At 64.4% G+C, this 17,548-nt stretch carries 16 protein-coding genes; 10 read left to right on the top strand and 6 right to left on the bottom strand.

Going from position 1 to position 17,548, the window contains the following annotated elements; all coding sequences use genetic code 11:
• The first annotated feature begins 89 nt into the window (after window positions 1–89).
• The 4 genes from H7828_RS17160 to H7828_RS17145 are packed head-to-tail and all read left to right on the top strand — an operon-like array spanning window position 90 to window position 4,325.
• On the top strand, window positions 90–1,697 hold the full coding sequence (locus H7828_RS17160) for a L,D-transpeptidase family protein (protein WP_226782294.1): 1,608 nt from the start codon (window positions 90–92) through the stop codon (window positions 1,695–1,697).
• Between the two features lie 28 nt (window positions 1,698–1,725).
• A complete protein-coding gene (gene lpxD / locus H7828_RS17155; RefSeq protein WP_226782293.1) occupies window positions 1,726–2,814 on the top strand; it encodes a UDP-3-O-(3-hydroxymyristoyl)glucosamine N-acyltransferase in 1,089 nt (362 codons plus the stop codon).
• A gap of 36 nt (window positions 2,815–2,850) precedes the next feature.
• Window positions 2,851–3,120 (top strand): acyl carrier protein, encoded by a 270-nt coding sequence (locus tag H7828_RS17150; protein WP_226782292.1) that lies wholly within the window; start codon window positions 2,851–2,853, stop codon window positions 3,118–3,120.
• The gene (locus tag H7828_RS17145; RefSeq protein WP_226782291.1) at window positions 3,117–4,325 is read left to right on the top strand and encodes a beta-ketoacyl-[acyl-carrier-protein] synthase family protein; all 1,209 of its coding nucleotides are present in this window, start codon (window positions 3,117–3,119) and stop codon (window positions 4,323–4,325) included. The genes H7828_RS17150 and H7828_RS17145 overlap by 4 nt, the downstream gene beginning before the upstream one ends.
• Before the next feature lie 73 nt (window positions 4,326–4,398).
• Here H7828_RS17145 and H7828_RS17140 read toward each other — a convergent pair whose 3' ends face one another.
• Window positions 4,399–5,043 (bottom strand): invasion associated locus B family protein, encoded by a 645-nt coding sequence (locus H7828_RS17140; RefSeq protein WP_226782290.1) that lies wholly within the window; start codon window positions 5,041–5,043, stop codon window positions 4,399–4,401.
• A 94-nt stretch (window positions 5,044–5,137) separates the two neighbouring features.
• On the opposite strand from H7828_RS17140, the gene H7828_RS17135 reads away from it, so the two are divergent.
• A complete protein-coding gene (locus H7828_RS17135) occupies window positions 5,138–5,449 on the top strand; it encodes a hypothetical protein (protein WP_226782289.1) in 312 nt (103 codons plus the stop codon).
• Window positions 5,446–6,984, top strand: a complete 1,539-nt coding sequence (locus H7828_RS17130; protein WP_245398767.1) for a helicase HerA-like domain-containing protein — start codon at window positions 5,446–5,448, stop codon at window positions 6,982–6,984. Before H7828_RS17135 ends, H7828_RS17130 begins: the two co-directional genes overlap by 4 nt.
• Before the next feature lie 65 nt (window positions 6,985–7,049).
• Here H7828_RS17130 and H7828_RS17125 read toward each other — a convergent pair whose 3' ends face one another.
• Entirely contained in the window at window positions 7,050–9,506 is a 2,457-nt protein-coding gene (locus H7828_RS17125; RefSeq protein WP_226782287.1) for a penicillin acylase family protein, read from the bottom strand.
• A gap of 71 nt (window positions 9,507–9,577) precedes the next feature.
• Here H7828_RS17125 and H7828_RS17120 point away from each other — a divergent pair, with 71 nt between their 5' ends.
• Window positions 9,578–10,450 (top strand): NAD(P)-dependent oxidoreductase, encoded by an 873-nt coding sequence (locus H7828_RS17120; protein ID WP_226782286.1) that lies wholly within the window; start codon window positions 9,578–9,580, stop codon window positions 10,448–10,450.
• A gap of 173 nt (window positions 10,451–10,623) precedes the next feature.
• On the opposite strand, the gene H7828_RS17115 is transcribed toward H7828_RS17120, so the two are convergent.
• The 3 genes from H7828_RS17115 to H7828_RS17105 form a co-directional block, all read right to left on the bottom strand.
• Complete coding sequence (locus tag H7828_RS17115) at window positions 10,624–11,862, bottom strand: multidrug effflux MFS transporter (RefSeq protein ID WP_226782285.1); 1,239 nt, start codon at window positions 11,860–11,862, stop codon at window positions 10,624–10,626.
• Complete coding sequence (locus H7828_RS17110; protein WP_226782284.1) at window positions 11,859–12,509, bottom strand: DsbA family oxidoreductase; 651 nt, start codon at window positions 12,507–12,509, stop codon at window positions 11,859–11,861. Before H7828_RS17110 ends, H7828_RS17115 begins: the two co-directional genes overlap by 4 nt.
• 242 nt (window positions 12,510–12,751) lie before the next feature.
• Entirely contained in the window at window positions 12,752–14,566 is a 1,815-nt protein-coding gene (locus H7828_RS17105) for an extracellular solute-binding protein (RefSeq protein ID WP_226782283.1), read from the bottom strand.
• Between the two features lie 220 nt (window positions 14,567–14,786).
• Here H7828_RS17105 and H7828_RS17100 point away from each other — a divergent pair, with 220 nt between their 5' ends.
• The 3 genes from H7828_RS17100 (at window position 14,787) to H7828_RS17090 (ending at window position 16,831) form a co-directional block, all read left to right on the top strand.
• Entirely contained in the window at window positions 14,787–14,927 is a 141-nt protein-coding gene (locus tag H7828_RS17100; protein WP_226782282.1) for a hypothetical protein, read from the top strand.
• A 114-nt stretch (window positions 14,928–15,041) separates the two neighbouring features.
• Window positions 15,042–15,815: a 3-hydroxybutyrate dehydrogenase gene (locus H7828_RS17095; protein ID WP_226782281.1), complete on the top strand. Its 774-nt coding sequence runs from the start codon at window positions 15,042–15,044 to the stop codon at window positions 15,813–15,815.
• Window positions 15,812–16,831 (top strand): patatin-like phospholipase family protein, encoded by a 1,020-nt coding sequence (locus H7828_RS17090; RefSeq protein ID WP_226782280.1) that lies wholly within the window; start codon window positions 15,812–15,814, stop codon window positions 16,829–16,831. Before H7828_RS17095 ends, H7828_RS17090 begins: the two co-directional genes overlap by 4 nt.
• Before the next feature lie 4 nt (window positions 16,832–16,835).
• Here H7828_RS17090 and H7828_RS17085 read toward each other — a convergent pair whose 3' ends face one another.
• A complete protein-coding gene (locus H7828_RS17085; RefSeq protein ID WP_226782279.1) occupies window positions 16,836–17,537 on the bottom strand; it encodes a DUF502 domain-containing protein in 702 nt (233 codons plus the stop codon).
• Between the last annotated feature and the right edge of the window lie 11 nt (window positions 17,538–17,548).

The raw sequence follows: 17,548 nt of genomic DNA, 5'->3' as shown, positions 1-17,548 counted from the left end.
GGCGAACCTGACTTCGGCTATGGGTTCTAAACCTGTGCAATGACGTTGCTTTTTATCTTTCGGAGTTTGATGACGTGCCAATACCCTCGATGACTGCCCCTCTGACCCGGTTTCGATCGCTGGCCACCGCGGCGCTGCTGTCGGCGGGGGTGCTGGGCCCGCTTCCCGTTGCCGCCGCCACGCAGGTGACCGCTTTCAAGCAGGCGATCGCCGAATCGGCCGCCCAGGATGAAGCGATTTCCGCCTTCTATCGCGAAAACGGGTACGAGCCGATCTGGGTGGGCGATGGCGAAGACGATCTGAAGCGCCGTGCTGCCTTCTTGCAAGTCATTGAAATGGCAGTCGATCATGGGCTACCCGCCGACCGCTACCGCCCCGATGCGGTGCGTGCCTTGCTGGCATCGGCGCGCAGCACCCGCGACCGCGGGCGTATCGAGGTCGAGATGAGCCGCATGTTCCTGCGCTATGCGCGCGACCTGAACACCGGCGTTCTTACCCCGTCGCAAGTGGACAGCGGCATCAAGCGCGAGGTGCCGTTGCGCGACCGGCTGCAAACCCTGCACGACTTCGAGAAAAGCCTGCCGCTGGCCTACCTTCGGGGGCTGACCCCGCGTTCGCCCGAATACACCCGCTTGATTCGCGAGAAGATGCAGATTCAGCGCCAGATCGGGCAGGGCGGCTGGGGCCCCCGCGTCAGTGCCGGTTCGCTGAAACCCGGCGCCACCGGAGCCGAGGTGGTGGCCCTGCGCGACCGCCTGATCGCCCAGGGCTATCTGCGGCGCAGCGCCACCCGCGTCTATGATGACGAGATGCAGAAGGCCGTGGCCCAGTTTCAGCGCGACAACGGGCTGACCGATGACGGCGTCGCCGGAAGCTCGACCATCCGCGAGATCAACGTCGCCCCCGAAACCCGGCTGGGCCAGATCCTTGTTTCGCTGGAGCGCGAACGCTGGATGAACATCGAGCGGGGAAAGCGCCACATCTGGGTGAACCTGACCGATTTCCGCGCCAAGATCATCGACGATGGCGAAGTCACCTTCGAAACCCGCAGCGTGATCGGCAAGGATGTCAGCGACCGCAAGACGCCCGAGTTCTCGGATTCGATGACCCACATGGTCATCAACCCCAGCTGGTACATCCCGCGTTCCATCGTGGTGAACGAATACCTTCCGGTGCTGCGGCGCAACCCCTATGCGCTGAGCTATCTGAAGATCACCGACAGCCGCGGGCGCGAGGTGAACCGTGGCCGGGGATTTGGCCAGTACACCGCGCGCACCTTCCCGTTCTCCATGCGCCAGCCCCCCAGCAACAGCAACGCCCTGGGGCTGGTCAAGTTCATGTTCCCGAACAAGTACAATATCTATCTACATGATACGCCTGCGAAAAACCTGTTTTCGCGCGAACGCCGCGCCTTCAGCCATGGCTGTATCCGTCTGAACGACCCCTTCGATTTCGGCTATGCTCTTCTGGCCAAGCAGACCGAGGATCCGGTTGGCGAATTCCAGCGGTACCTGCGCTCGGGCGCCGAGACGCGCGTGAACCTCGAACAGCCGGTGCCCGTGCACCTGGTCTATCGCACCGCCTATACCAAGCCGACCGGCGGGATGGAGTATCGGGGCGATGTCTATGGACGTGACGCGAAGATCCTGAACGCGCTGCGTGCGGCCGGGGTGGAAATGCCGCAGATCGGCAGCTAAGTGTTGCCCCGTATTCAGGGGGCATCACATGGCATTCACGATCAGACAGATTGCAGAGACGCTGGAGGCGAAAGCCTTCGGCGCCCTTGACCTTGAAATCACCGGCGCGGCCGAACCGGCCACGGCCGGACCCGGCGACTTGGCGCTGGCGATGCAGCCGAAATATGCCGAGGGGCTATCGCAGGGCCAGGCGCAGGCCGCCATCCTGTGGGAAGGGGCTGATTGGCAGGCCATGGGCCTGAAAGCCGCCCTTGTCGTGCCGCGCCCGCGCTATGCCATGGCGCATCTGACCCGGATGATGGACCCGGGCCCCCGGATCGCGCCGGGCATCCACCCGAGCGCGGTGATCGACCCTTCGGCGCAGATCGCCGAGGGCGCGGCCATCGGCCCGCTGGTCGTGGTGGGCGCAAACGTACGGATCGGGCCACGCGCGCGCATCGCCGCGCATGTCAGCATCGAAAACGACAGCCGCATCGGGGCCGACGCGATGATCCTGTCGGGCGTGCGGATCGGCGCGCGGATCGTCATCGGCGACCGTTTCATCGCCCAACCCGGTGCGGTGATCGGTGCCGACGGCCTGTCCTTTGTCACGCCCCAGACCTCGGGGGTGGAACGGGCGCGCCATTCCCTGGGCGACCAGGGCGAGATCCTCGAGCAGAGCTGGACGCGCATCCATTCGCTGGGGTCGGTGAAAATCGGAGACGATGTCGAACTTGGCGCCAATGCCTGCATCGACCGGGGCACCATCCGCGATACCGAGGTGGGAGACGGCTGCAAGATCGACAACCTATGCCACCTGGCCCACAACGTGATCCTGGGGCGCGACTGCCTTCTGGCCGCACAGACGGGTATCGCCGGAAGCACCACCGTGGGCGACCGCTGTGTCTTTGGCGGGCAAAGCGGCGTGGCCGACAACATCTTCATCGGTGACGACGTGATTTCGACCGGCGGCACCAAGATCCTGTCGAACGTGCCTTCTGGCCGGGTAATGATGGGCTATCCAGCGGTGCGGATGGATCAGCATGTGGAAATGTACAAGGCCAGCCGCCGACTGCCCCGCCTGATGCGCGATCTGGGCGGCAAGAAATCGGTTCCAAAGACCGGGCAGAGTGACTAAGTCAGCCTCAGGCGCAACTTGTCCCCGGAGGATGCCATGTCAGACACCATCGAAGACACCGTTATCCGCATCATCGCCGAACAGGCCGTCATCGAACCGTCGGATGTGCACAAGGACCATACCCTGGCCGATCTGGGCATCGACAGTCTGGGGCTGGTGGAATCAATCTTCGCCATAGAAGAGGCATTTGACATACAGGTGCCCTTCAACGCCAACGATCCCAGCGAAAGCGATTTCGACATTTCCTCGGTCGCCGCGATCATCGGCGCGGTGGAACGCCTCGTGCGGGAACAGAAAGACGGATGAAACGGGTTGTCATCACCGGCGCGGGAACAATCAACGCGCTGGGACACAATGTGCCCGATACCCTTGCCGCCATGCGCGAGGGGCGTTGCGGCATCGGCCCGCTTGAATTTCGCGACGTCGAACGTCTCTCGATCCGCATCGGCGGCCAGGTGCGCGGCTATGATCCCGAGGCCGAGTTCAACCGCCAGCAGATTTCCCTTTACGACCGTTTCACCCAATTCACGCTTCTGGCCGCGCGCGAGGCGATCGCGCAATCGGGGCTGAGCTTTTCGGGCGACCTTGCCGCGCGTTCGGGTGTCGTTCTGGGCACCGCCGGGGGCGGGGTGCAGACCTGGGACGAGAATTACCGCGTCGTCTACGAAGAGGGGAAGAACCGCGTTCACCCCTTCGTCGTGCCCAAGCTGATGAACAACGCTGCCGCGTCGCACGTCAGCATGGAATACAACCTCAAGGGCCCGGCCTTTACCGTGGCCACGGCCTGTGCCTCGTCCAACCACGCCATGGGCCAGGCCTTCATGATGATCCGCAGCGGCATGGCGCCGGTCATGGTGACGGGCGGGTCGGAATCCATGCTGTGCTTTGGCGGGGTCAAGGCATGGGAGGGGCTGCGCGTGATGAGCAAGGACGCCTGCCGCCCGTTCTCTCTAGGCCGCAACGGCATGGTTCAGGGCGAGGGCGCGGGGATTTTCGTGTTCGAGGAATACGATCACGCCCGCGCGCGTGGTGCCGAGATCCTGGCCGAGGTGGCGGGTTTCGCCATGACTTCGGACGCCGCCGACATCGTGATGCCCAGCAAGCAGGGTGCGGCCCGCGCGATTGCGGGGGCCATGCGCGATGCGGGCGTGAACCGTGACCAGGTTGGGTACATCAACGCCCATGGCACCGGCACCGCCGCCAATGACAAGACTGAATGCGCCGCCGTGGCCGATGTGTTCGGCCACCACGCCGACACCCTGATGATGAGTTCCACCAAGTCGATGCACGGCCACCTGATTGGCGGCACCGGTGCGGTCGAGCTTCTGGCCTGCATCATGGCCCTGCGTGACGGGGTGATCGCGCCCACCATCGGCTTTGAGGAACCCGACCCCGAATGCGCCTTTGACGTGGTGCCCAACCTGGCCCGCGACGCGCAGGTGGACGTGGTTCTGTCGAACGCCTTTGCCTTCGGCGGGCTGAACGCGGTGCTTGCGCTGCGCCGGGTCTAAGACAGCGCCCCGCCAGAACGAGAAATGCCGCCCCCCGAAGGGCGCGGCATCTGATGCTGGATTGCGGAAGGGTTCAGTTTCCGTTGGCTTCGTTCACCGCGTCATAGCCGGCGGTAAAGCCCGAAAGCGACACCTTCAGCGCGACCTTCTCGTCGGGCGCTGCGGCCGGAACGATGGTCAGCGTTGCGGCGGCGCCAGCCTTGAAGCCGGCCACATCGGCGCTGGTGAACCCGATCCGCGCGAAACAGCCGTTGGCGGCGCAGAAGGTATAGGGATAGCGTTTCGCCTTGCCGCCATCCACGGCCAGGGTCATCTGTGCGGTCAGCAGCGTTTCCAGCGGCGTGATCACCGTGGCACCGGCAGCGGCCTGCTGGCCCTTGGGCAGGCCGAAGATGCTGATCTCGGCCACGGCGTTACCCTGGTCATCCGAAAGCAACTGGTAAAGCTGGCAGGGATCGTCGCCCTCGGCGGCACGCACGCAGCGCACCTCCCAATCGCCATGCTCGGCGGAAATATAGGTCGAGCCGACCCCGCCTTCGCCGTTCGCGCCCACTTCCTCGCCCAGGGCAAGGCCGTTGTCGGTCACGCCATCGGCGGCGGGGGCCTCTTCCTGCGCGGTCGCGCTGTCATCTGCGGGGGTCTCGGTGGACTGGGCCATCGCCATCGGCGCCCAGGCGACCATCGCCACAATACCCAATGTTTTCAAAAGATCAGACATGTTGTTCCCATCACTCAAATCCGGTTCTGGCAGGGATTTAACACGACGCAAAGCCGCTGTCAGGTGCGATTTGCGCGCTGGCGGACAACCACCCATGGCAATCGCTGCGCGTAAAAAAAGGGCCTGTATATACAGGCCCTTTCCTCGCTTTTCTCTCCCTGCCGGACTGGCCGACTTATTCATTGATGGCGACGGTATGAAACTTGTCGGCACCCGTCAACAGGGAAAATTCCAGTTTTTTACGCCGCGTCAAAATGGGCCGGAGTTGAAAAAGGACCGCGCCATGAAGGGCGCGGCCAGTCAGTCAGGGAGGATCGTTCCCGCACTCGGCGCGCGATGCACCGGGGAACAGATCGACACTGGCACAGAATGGTTAATTTTGTATCTTGATCCGCGAACAGGATGAATTGGGGTGCGCGGGTGGCAGAACAGATATTTGTGGGCGGGGGCGGCGAAGGCTATGGCACGCCCCAGGGGTTGCTTCTGAAATATGCCAACCGGCACGGCCTGATCGCCGGCGCGACCGGCACCGGCAAGACCGTGACGTTGCAAATCCTGGCCGAGGGGTTTTCGGCCGCCGGGGTGCCGGTGTTCCTGTCGGATGTGAAGGGCGATCTTTCCGGGCTGGCGCGTGCGGGGTCCGAGGATTTCAAGCTGCATGGCGCATTCTCCGAACGCGCGGCCACCATCGGGTTCACCGACTATGCCTATCGGTCCTTTCCGGTCACCTTCTGGGATCTGTTCGGCAAGGCCGGGCATCCGGTGCGCACCACCGTGGCCGAGATGGGGCCGCTTCTCATCTCGCGGCTGCTGGACCTGACCGAGGCGCAGGAGGGGATCGTCAACATCTGTTTCCGCGTCGCCGACGAGGAGAGCATGGCGCTGCTTGATCTCAAGGATCTTCAGGCGCTGCTGGTCTGGGCCGGAGAGAATGCGAAGGACCTCAGCCTGCGCTACGGCAACGTTTCGACCGCCTCGATCGGGGCGATTCAGCGCCGTCTTCTGGTGCTGGAAAATCAGGGGGGCGCGGAACTCTTCGGCGAACCAGCGCTGGACCTGGCCGATGTCATGGCGGTTGACGATGAAGGGCGCGGGCGGGTCAACATCCTGGCGGCGGATCGGCTGATGTCATCGCCTCGCCTCTACGCCACCTTCCTTCTGTGGCTGCTGAGCGAGCTGTTCGAGGAACTGCCCGAGGTGGGCGACCCCGACAAGCCGAAGCTGGTGTTCTTCTTCGACGAGGCGCACCTGCTGTTTGACGACGCCCCCAAGGCGCTGGTGGACAAGGTGGAACAGGTGGCGCGGCTGATCCGGTCCAAGGGGGTCGGGGTTTATTTCATCACCCAGAACCCGGCGGATGTGCCCGAGGATGTGCTGGGCCAGCTTGGCAACCGGGTGCAGCACGCCCTGCGCGCCTTCACCGCCCGCGACCAGAGCGATCTGCGCAAGGCGGCGCAGACCTATCGCGACAACCCGGCCTTTTCCACCGAAGACGCGATCCGCGAGGTGGGCGTGGGCGAGGCGGTGACCTCGTTCCTGGAACGCAAGGGCGTGCCGGGGATGGTGGAACGCACCCTGATCCGTCCGCCGTCGTCACAGCTTGGCCCGATCACCGATCAGCAAAGGGGCGATGTGATTGCCGCTTCGCCGCTGCGGGGAAAATACGAAACGCGCCTGGACCGCGACAGCGCCTTCGAAATCCTGGCCCGCCGCGCCGAACAGGCCGCGAAAGAGGCGGAGAAGGCCGAGGAAGAGAAGGAGCGCGAGTTTCGCAATGCCCGCCGCTATGATCCGAACCGCGAAACACCAACCCGACGCAGCCGCAAGGCCGATGACAGTTTCGGCGAGGCCATGGCGAAAATGGTGGTGAAAGAGCTGAAGGGCACCACCGGACGGCGCATCGTGCGCGGCATCTTCGGCACCTTGTTCAAGGGACGCTGAGCGCTTCCGTGGCGGTGGGCGGTCGGCCGATCGGGGCATAGCCGCCGGCCGAACCGCATGGCGGGTCAGGGCGTCAGCGTCGTGATGCCCACGGCAGCCGCCCGGGCCAGTTCGGGGTCCAGCGACATGGGGATGTATTCGCCCCGGCGCCAAAGTTCGCCCAGGTCGTCATAGTGGCGCGACAGCGGATGGCCCGATTGCCCGGTTGAAATGATGAACACCGAGCTGTCGGGGTCGGCGAAATCATAGACACCGCGGTATCCGGCGCCATGGACGTTCTGGAACGGATCTGGGTCTTTGCCGCTGGTGCGGCCACGGCGCAGGGTGTTGTCGCCGCCGCTGGTGGATTGGCGGATGTTGGTGAACCAGCGCAGGATCGGCGTTGTGCCAAGGACCGGGTGATCGTGCGTCGCCTCGTGCGCATCGCCCCAGCGCAGGGATTCAAGCGCCGTGCCATAGCGTTCGGAAATCCAGATCAGGGCGGCGTCCAGCGACTGGCGCGCGATGTCCTGGCAGGTTTCCACCGGCGCGCTTTGCAGCACGTCGCACCAGACAGCCGCGCCGCCGGTGTTGCGGAACACCCGTTCGATGAAGACCGGATCGACATGATCGAATTCTTCGGCAAGGGGGCCCAGTTCGTCGCGGATCAGCCGTTCCTGTAGCGCGCGCATCCAGGCCGCATAGATCAGCGGTTCGGGCAGATGTTCGTTCATTTCACCGTTCCAGCCGGCCAGCAGTTCAAGCGCGCGCTGGCGCAGGCGTTCGGGGGTGCCGTCGGGCGCCGGTTCGCCGGTAAACCACAGATCGGCCGCCACCAGCGGCAGCAGCGCGCGCGCCGTCGGACTGACGGTATCAAGCTGCGCCTCGACAAAGCTTTCGCGGGTGTGCACCTCGCGGCTTTGCATCAGGCGGCGCCAGCGCAGCACGCGCTGGGTGTCGCCCCATTCCCAGGACACATGCAGGGGAAAGGGCCGATCCACCGTCTTGTTGTTGGTATTGCCCAGGATGCCACCCTGAGGCGAAACGAACTCCGGGTTGGCCGAATAGGGCAGGCGGCCTTCCCAGCGGTTTTCAGAAAGCCAGCCGGGCGTGGGCATCCGCCCCAGGCTTTGATGATCGTCATGGCGCGCGGGCATCGCGCCGATCACCTTCATGGCGATGTCGGTTTCATCCACCAAGGTCAGGTTCTGCGCGGGGGCGATGAAGCCTTCTCCGGCCTCCATGCCTTCGGCGATGGAACCGGCCTGCATCAGCTCCATCGCGGCGGTCATCGAGGTGTCGGCATCCGACAGCACGGTCCAGGCCACCGAGGCGACGTGGCCCGGCGGCGTGACGGTGCCCAGGTCATAGTGATGGGCGGGCAGGATCGGGCCGTTGTCGCTCCATCGCAGGGTCAGGGTGCGGGGGTCCTGGTCCTTGATGTTCAGGATCGAGGTGCGGGTGCGCAGGGGCGCATAGCCATCGGGCGTCAGCACCTCCTGAGGGTTTTCGGGATTCAGCTTCTCGATATAGACATCCTGATCGTCGACATAGGACGAGGTGATGGCCCAGCCCAGCCGCGCCGACCGGCCCACCAGCACGACAGGCAGGCCCGGGATCGTGGCACCGATCACGCCGCCCGATTGCAGCTCGAGGCGCGCCAGATACCAGATGGTGGGCGCGGTGAACCCGAGATGCGGATCGTTGGCCAGCAGCGTCCCCCCCGAGGCCGAGCGTGACGGCGCCGCCGCCCAGGCGTTCGACGCACCGGCAAAGGCGCGCGGCTTGAAGGGCGAAAGCGGATCGGGGGGCGTGGGATCTCCGGCCGCGTAACGCGGCACATCGGGAAAGAGCGCGGCATATTCCGGCAGGGCGGCAATGCCGGTGCCCGGCGCGTCGGGCAGGATGTCGCGCACCCGGTTGTCGGGCAGCATCAGCGAGGTGCGGGCGCGCAGCACCTCGTTTTCCAGGTGCGAGGAAAGTTGCAGGCCCATCAGCTTGATGATGGCGATGCTGTCGGCGGGCTGCCAGGGGGCGATCTGGGGCGAGAACAGGAAGAATTCGGGCGCGCCACGGCCCCGGGCGCCGTCGTTCACCTGCTCAAGCCAGGCGTTCACACCGGCGGCATAGGCGCGCAGCGCGATCTTGGTTTCCCCCGACTGCGCCTCGAAGGATTGGGTGGCCAGGTTGTAGATGTCCAGACGGCGCAACAGATCGTCGGTGCGCACCGTGCGTTCGCCGAACAGCTCGGACAGACGCCCCTGGGCGGTGCGGCGCAGCATGGTCATCTGCCACAGCCGGTCCTGCGCATGGGCAAAGCCAAGCCCGAAATAGACATCGGCATCCTGGCTGCCGAAGATATGCGGCACATTGGCATGATCGCGCACGATTTCGACAGGCGCCGAAAGCGCCGGTTCGCGGAATGTCGCGCTGTAATCCGGGATCGAGCGGCTGGTGAAGCTGTAGACCACCACCAGCACCAGAAGCAGAAGGCCGGTCAGACCGATGAAGATGCGCAGCAGCCAGCGAAAGAACAGGGACATGAAACCTCGGTTGACCATTGGGAAGCGATGGTTAGGAAGGTCGTAAGCGATTTGAAACCCGGAGGAAAGCAATGACCAAGATAGCGTTTCTGGGACTTGGCGTCATGGGGGCCCCCATGGCGGGCCACCTGGCCAGGGCCGGTCACGACGTATGCGTCTACAACCGTACGTTCAGCAAGGCCGAAGACTGGGTGAAGGCCCACGGCGGGCGCGCCGCCAAGACACCCAAGGCCGCCGCCGAGGGTGCCGATTTCGTGATGGCCTGCGTGGGCAACGACGACGATCTGCGCTCGGTCTGCCGGGGCGAGGAGGGCGCCTTTGCCGGGATGGAAAAGGGCGCGGTCTTTGTCGACCATACCACGGTGTCGGCCCTGGTGACCCGCGAGCTTTACGACCTGGCCGCCGAGACGGGCATCGCCTTCGTGGATGCGCCGATTTCGGGCGGGCAGGCGGGGGCCGAGAACGGCCAGCTTTCCATCATGTGCGGCGGCGATGCGGCAGCCTATGACAAGGCCGAACCGGTGATGGAGGTCTATGCCAAGCTGTGCCGCCGGATCGGCGGGTCGGGGGCGGGCCAGATGACGAAGATGTGCAACCAGATCGCCATCGCGGGCCTGGTGCAGGGGCTGTCCGAGGCGCTGCATTTCGCCGACAAGGCCGGGCTGGACGGGCGCGCCGTGGTCGAGGTGATCAGCCAGGGCGCGGCCGGATCGTGGCAGATGGCCAACCGCTATGAAACCATGCTGGACGACAAATTCGACCACGGTTTCGCGGTGGACTGGATGCGCAAGGACCTGGGCATCTGCCTGGACACCGCCGACGAGAACGGCGCGTCGCTGCCGGTGACGGCGCTGGTCGACCAGTTCTACAAGGATGTGCAGAAGATGGGCGGCGGGCGCTGGGACACCTCGTCGCTGTTCAAGCGTCTGAAGGCGCTGGACTGATCCGGCGGCGCGGGCTGACGCCCGCACGACATGGCTTTGGGGCGCCCATGACGGGCGCCCGGCGCTTCCCCGCCATCGTTGTGGCCGGGGAAAGCGCAGGAGCCTCCGGCGGGGATATTTGAAGACCAAAGATGGGAAGGGCGCGTGTTTTGCGCCCCTCCGGTTCGGGCGGGTCAGCCCGGATCTGGAAGCGTCTTCTTCGGTGTCGGATCGGCCTCGCGCGATTTACGCATGAGCCACCATGCCGCGGCCGAACAGGCCAGGGTGCCCAGGGTCAGGGGCACCGGCGTGCCGTCGAAGGCCAGGCCGATGGGGATGGCGATGAGCACCGCCGTGACGGTGGAGACCCCCGCGACGACAGATGCCCCCATGCCCGCGATATGGCCCAGAGGCTCAAGCGCCAGGGCGTTGAGGTTGCCGAAGGTCAGCCCGGCCATGAAGAAGACCGATACCGCCCAGCCAAGGAACACCGGCAGCGCCAGTGCCGCGGGCATCAGCCCGGCCAGCGTGACCAGCACGATAACCCCCGAAAGGACCGTCTGCGTGGCATAGGCCGTGATGGCCAGGCGCCGCATGCCCAGCCGCATCACCAGCCGCGCGTTCAGCACCGTGCCCAGCCCCGACAGGATGGCGATGCCCATGAAATAGAGCGGGAAGCTGTTGCCCAGACCGAAGGTGATGTCGAAAACCTGCTGGATCGAGCTGAGCATGCCGAACATCTGGCCGAAGCCCAGCGACAGCACGAGGATGTAGAGGCGCACCATGGGGTTGGCCAGCACCTCGATGAAGGCGCTGCGCAGGGGGGCAAGGTGGAAGGGTCGGCGCTGATCGACGGGCAGGGTTTCGGGCTGGCGCAGCATCATCCAGAGGGCGCCTGTCATCGCGAAGATCACGAAAAGGCCAAAGATTGATCGCCAGCCGAAAAGCCCGATCACCTGTGCGCCGATGAAGGGGGCGATGGCGGGAATGACGATGAAGATCATCATCACGAAGGACAGGATCTGTGCCATGCGGCGGCCCTGGTAGAGATCGCGGATCATCGCCGAGGACACGACGCGCGGCCCCGAGGCGCCCAGCCCCTGGACCAGCCGCGCGGCCAGCAGGGTTTCCAGCGTCGGTGCGAAGACCGCCGCGATGGCCCCCAGGGCATAGAGCGCGAAGCCCAGCAGCATGGTGGTGCGCCGCCCCAGCGTGTCTGAGAGCGGCCCGGCCACGAAGGTGCCGATTCCCATGCCCAGCACGAAGGTTGTGAGAATGAGCTGGGCGTTGTTGGGCGCCTCGGGGGTCAGCTGGGCCGCGATCTCGGGCAGGACCGGCAGCATCGAATCGATGGAGAAGGCCACGGTGGCCATCATCATTGCCATCAGCGCGACGAATTCCCCCTGGCGCAGGGCGCGCGTCGGGGCCGTCATGACGCATCCGCCGCCTGGGCGGCAATATCGTCGAGCACCTGGAGCCAGAGATCGGTGGATTGCGCGCCGGGCAGCACATGGGCGTTGGCCAGCACGAAGGTCGGCACGCCGGAGACGCCACGTTCGCGGGCATGGGCATCGCGGGCGCGGATGTCATCGGCATCGGCGTCGGTGTTCAGAAGCCGTGCGATCAGGTCGCGGTCGAGCTCGATCTTCTCGGCGATGTCGAGCAGGACGCCGGTGTCGCCGATATCGCGCCCTTCGCGGAAGTACCCGTTCAGCAGCGCGCTTTTCGCCGCCGTCTGCCGGCCCTCCAGCCCGGCCCAATGGATCAGGCGATGGGCGTTCAGGGTGTTGGGCGTGCGGGTGATTTTGGACCAGTCGATGGAGATGCCGGCCTTTTCGGCGGCCTCTTCGATCTGGGCATAGACGCGCACCGCGGCCTCCTTGCCGCCGAACTTGGCCTCGAGATAGGCGCGCCGCTCCATGCCTTCGGGGGGCATGTCGGGGTTGAGTTGGAAGGGGTGCCATTCGATGTGGAAGGGATGGTCGGGGCGTTGCTCCAGCGCGCGGTCAAGCCAGGTCTTGCCGATCAGACACCAGGGGCAGATCGGGTCGGACAGGATATCGAGTTTCACGGATGTCATTGCGGCTCCTTTCGGGATGGCGCCCTCCTACGCCTGTCCTTGGGGAGAGTCACGCCGGGTGGTGCAAGGGTGATCCGGCGGAGCGGGCTGACGCCCGCACGACATGTTTTGCGGGCGCGCGTGGCGGGCTGCGGGTAAGGTTATCGGGCGTGGTGAAGGCTGATGCGCAGGGACGCCTTCGGCGAGAGTATTTGGTGCAAGAAAGAAAAGGGCGCGGTGTGATCCGCGCCCATTTCACGGGTTCAGTCTTCCCACCACCAGGTATCGGGCTGGAAGCCTTGCCAATCGCCGTACATCGGGATGGTGTCGGGATATTTCAGCTGTCTGGCGTGGGCCAGGAAGGAAACGGGATCGTACCAGATCGGGATGACGTAGCGCCCCGAGGTGAGCACCCGGTCAAGGGCGCGGGTGGCGTTGATGAAACCCTCGCGGTCGGGGGCGTTCAGCATCGCGTCGATCATCGCCTCGGCGGCGTCGCTTTTCATGCCCATCCAGTTGCGCGAACCTTCGGTATCGGCGGCCTTTGACCCCCAGTAGAGATATTGTTCGTTACCCGGGCTGAGCGAGAGGCCGATCAGGTGATAGGCCATGTCGAAATCGAAGCGGTTGGTGCGTTCCTTGTACTGAGCGGTATCGGCGGTGGTGATCGTGGGGGTGATGCCCATGCGTTTGAGGGCCGAGAAATAGAGATCGACGATCTGCTGGGGTTCGTTCGCGCCCTGTTTCAGCAGGATTTCAAAGGTGAAGGGCATTCCCTCGGCGTTCTTCATCTGGCCGTTCTGGATGGTCCAGCCGGCCTCGGCCATCATGTCGATCGCGCTTGCAATGCCCTTGCGGTTGCGTTCCGAGCCATCGCTGACGGGCATCTCGTAGCCGTCGAGCGCGCCGGGCAGCAGGCTGTCGCTGAAGGGGGCGAGAAGGCTGCGCACCGGTTCGGGGGCGGGGCCGTCTTCCATCCCGAGGACCGAGTTGGCGAAATAGGAGGTGATGCGCGGGTTCACGCCGCCGTTCAGGGTCTGGTTGATGAATTCGAAGTTGAAGGCGCGGATCAGCGCCTCGCGCACGCGCCAGTCGGCGAACTGGGGCTTGCGGGTGTTCATTACCAGCCCCTTGAGCCCGGCGGGGCGCTTGTGCGGGATTTCCGATTTCACCACGTCACCCGATTGAACCGCCGGGAAATCGTATTGGGTATTCCACTTTTCGGCGTTGGTTTCGCGCATGGTGTTCAGCAGGCCGCCCTTGAAGGCCTCGAACATGGCGGTGCCGTCGCCGAAGAACTCCATGCGGATTTCATCGAGGTTGTTGGTGCCCTTGCGGAAGGGCAGGTCGGCGCCCCAGTAATCGGGATCGCGTTTCAGCGAGACGTAGCGGCCCGGTTCGTAGTCGGCGATGACGTAGGGCGCGCTGCCGATGGGGATGTCATCGATTCCGCTGGCTGCGAAATCCTTGCCCTCCCATTGGGCCTTTTTCAGGATCGGGCGCATGCCCATGATCAGTGCCAGTTCGCGGTCGGGCACGTTGAAGGTGAAGCGGACCGAACGTTCGCCGGTCTGTTCCATCTTCTCGACCTTGCTCCAGGTGCCGTGGTACTTGGGGTGGCCCTCGGTACCCAGGGTCTCGTAACTCCACATCACGTCTTCCACGGTGACGGGGCTGCCGTCAGAGAATTTCGCGGCGGGGTTCAGGGTGAATTCCACCCAGGTGCGGTCTGGGTCCGTTTCGACCGATTCGGCCAGAAGGCCGTAGAGCGTGAAGGGTTCATCATAGCTGCGCCCCATCAGCGTCTCGAAGGCGAGGAACTGAAGCTGCCAGGGGGTGGAGCCCTTGAGGATGAAGGGATTGAGGGAATCGAAGCTGCCCACCTCGCCCTGTACGATGCGCCCGCCCTTGGGGGCATCGGCGTTGACGAAGGGTAGCGACACAAAATCCGGTGGGTTGGCGGGCTCTCCATACATAGCGATGCCATGTTTCGGTTCGGCCAGGGCCATCCCGCCAGCCAGGGTGGCCACCAGGGCAAGGGCGGAATTGCGCAGGAAATGGAAACGATGAATGCTCATCTTCGGGTTTGTCCTTTCGTTCCCTCGGGTCTGACCCGACCCTAAGCAGGTCTGCCAAGTGTTTCAAACTTTTAGCTTGGATGCCGGAACGTAATTGGGTATAAAGGCGTCACTGCTCGATAGGTTTCTTGCCTGTATGAAACCTGCCTCAATAACTTGACGCCCGCCTTGTGCGGGCGTTTTTTTTCGTTTGATCCGGCAGGTTTGTCCGGCGTTCTGCATGTACGGCCAATGGCGCAGCCGCGCTGAAACGCCTTTTATCCTTGATGATCCGCTGTTTTCCACCGGTGGCGTGCGCCCGTGGCAGGACGCCGGTGATGTGCGCCTGTCTCATGTCTCGGAGCGCGGCGCAAGTGCCTGATGGCGCGTCGAATCGACCCTGCGAATCCCCCGCGATCACAATGGTGTCGTGCCCCATGGCCATTGCGGCGATGGGCGCTAGGATGCGCATAAGGGATTTCACGCAGGAGCTGACATGCAACTTTCAGGCAAGACCGCCATCATCACCGGATCAAACTCGGGCATCGGGTTGGGCATCGCGCGCGAACTGGCGCGGGCCGGGGCCGATGTGGTGCTGAATTCCTTCACCGACCGCGACGAGGATCACGCGCTGGCCCGCGAGATCGCCGAGGAAACAGGGGTGACGGCCCGCTATATCAAGGCCGACATGAGCAAGGGCGAGGAATGCCGCGCCCTGATCGAACAGGCCGGTCGCTGTGATATCCTGGTGAACAATGCCGGCATTCAGCATGTCGCGCCCATCGACGCGTTTCCGACCGGCAAGTGGGACGCGATCATCGCCATCAACCTGACCAGCGCCTTTCACACCACGGCCGCCGCCCTGCCGATGATGCGCAAGGCCGGATGGGGCAGGGTGGTGAACATCGCCAGCGCCCATGGTCTGACCGCCAGCCCCTATAAATCGGCCTATATCGCAGCCAAGCACGGCATCGTGGGACTTTCGAAAACCGTCGCGCTGGAAACCGCGCAGGAGCCGATCACCTGCAATGCCATCTGCCCCGGCTATGTCCTGACGCCGCTGGTTGAATCGCAGATCCCCGATACCATGAAGGAATACGACATGGACCGGGAGACCGTCATCAAGGAGGTCATGCTCAAACGCCAGCCTTCGAAGGAATTCGCGACCGTCGAACAGATGGGCGGCACCTGCGTGTTCCTCTGTTCGGATGCGGCGGCCCAGATCACCGGCACCACCATCAGCGTCGATGGTGGCTGGACCGCATTGTGAGCGTAAAGCGTATCAACCTGGCGCTTCAGGGGGGCGGCGTTCACGGCGCCTTTACCTGGGGCGTTCTGGACAGGCTGCTTGAGGAAGGGCGGATCGAGATCGCCGGCATTTCCGGGACCTCGGCGGGGGCACTGAACGGTGCCGCACTGAAGGCCGGGCTGGTGGCCGGGGGGCGGCAGGGCGCGCGCGACAATCTTGACTGGCTTTGGAGCAAGGTCAGCGGGCTGGACGACATGAAGGTGGCCGACTGGCTGTCGTCGCTGGCCATGCCCACCGACATGTTCAGCGCCATGCTCGAGATGTCGCCCGCCTATCTCATGCTGGATGCCGCGACCCGCGCCGCCAGCCCCTATTCCTTTGGCACGGGGATCGAGAACCCCCTGCGCCGGATTGTCGAACAGATGGACTTTGCCAATGTCTGTGCCGATGAGGGCCCCGAGCTGTTCATCGGGGCCACCAATGTGCGCAGCGGCAAGATCAAGGTGTTCAGCGGCGACGCGATCACCACCGATGCGATCCTGGCCTCGGCCTGCCTGCCGACGCTGTTCCGCGCGGTCGAGATTGACGGCGCGGCCTATTGGGATGGCGGTTACACGGGCAATCCGGCGCTTTATCCGCTGTATGAAGACCGGTTTCCCGACGACATCGTGGTGGTGAACATCAACCCCATCGAACGGGCGTCGATCCCGGTCACCCCCCAGCAGATCGTCAACCGCATCAACGAGATCAGCTTCAACACCTCGCTCCTGCGGGAGCTGCGGGCGGTGCATTTCGTCCAGCGCCTTCTGGATGAAGGCCGCATGCCGCCGGGCACCATGAAGCGCGTGCTGGTTCACATGATCGCGGACGATGCCCTGATGAACGATCTGGGGGTCGCGACGAAAACCGTGGCAACCCCGGTGATCGTGTCGCGGCTGCGGGCGGCGGGGCGTGGGGCGGCCGACCGGTTCCTGAGCGCCCATCTGGACGATCTGAACACGGTCGGCACCGTCGATCTGAAACAGATGTTCGGCTAGGCGCCTATTCCGCCGCCCGGTCGGGCAGCTTCAGGGGCGGGGCCGCCTTGGGCGTGGGATAGACAAGGCCAGCGGAAATCACCAGCTTGGCCGCATCCTCGACCGACATGTCCAGCTCGATCACCTCGGAGCGCGGCACGAACAGCAAAAACCCCGAGGTCGGGTTGGGCGTGGTGGGCAGGAACACCGAGATCTTGCCCTGGTCCGCGGGAATCCGCGCCTCGATCTCGCCCTTGGCATCGGTGGAGACAAAAGCGATGGCCCAGATGCCCCGGCGGGGATATTCGATCAGGCAGGCCTTGTCGAACGAGGTGTCGGTCTGGGCAAAGACGGTTTCCGCGATCTGTTTCAACCCGTTATAGACCGATCTTACCACCGGCATGCGATCGACGATGCCCTCGCCCCAGCGGATCAGCGACCGCCCGATCAGCCCCTTGGCCATCCAGCCGACGATCACCGTGAAGATCAGGAAGATCACCACGCCCACACCGCGCAGGTTGATGCCGATATAGGTTTCCGGCTTGAACTGATGGGGCACGAAGGGCAGCACCCAACTGTCGATCCAGCCGACGACGGACCAGATCAGCCACATGGTCAGCGCAATGGGCGCGATCACCACCAGACCGGTCAGAAAGCTGGCGCGCAGGCTGCCGAAGAGGGGGCGTCGCCGCTTGGAATCGTGTTCGTCGTTATGTCCGGGTGTCATCTGGAACCGTT

It is taken from the genome of Oceaniglobus trochenteri, from assembly GCF_020529025.1.
Classification (GTDB): domain Bacteria; phylum Pseudomonadota; class Alphaproteobacteria; order Rhodobacterales; family Rhodobacteraceae; genus Oceaniglobus; species Oceaniglobus trochenteri.
The sequence above is the reverse complement of the archived record's forward strand: the minus strand, read 5'-3'. Positions and strand labels throughout refer to the sequence as shown.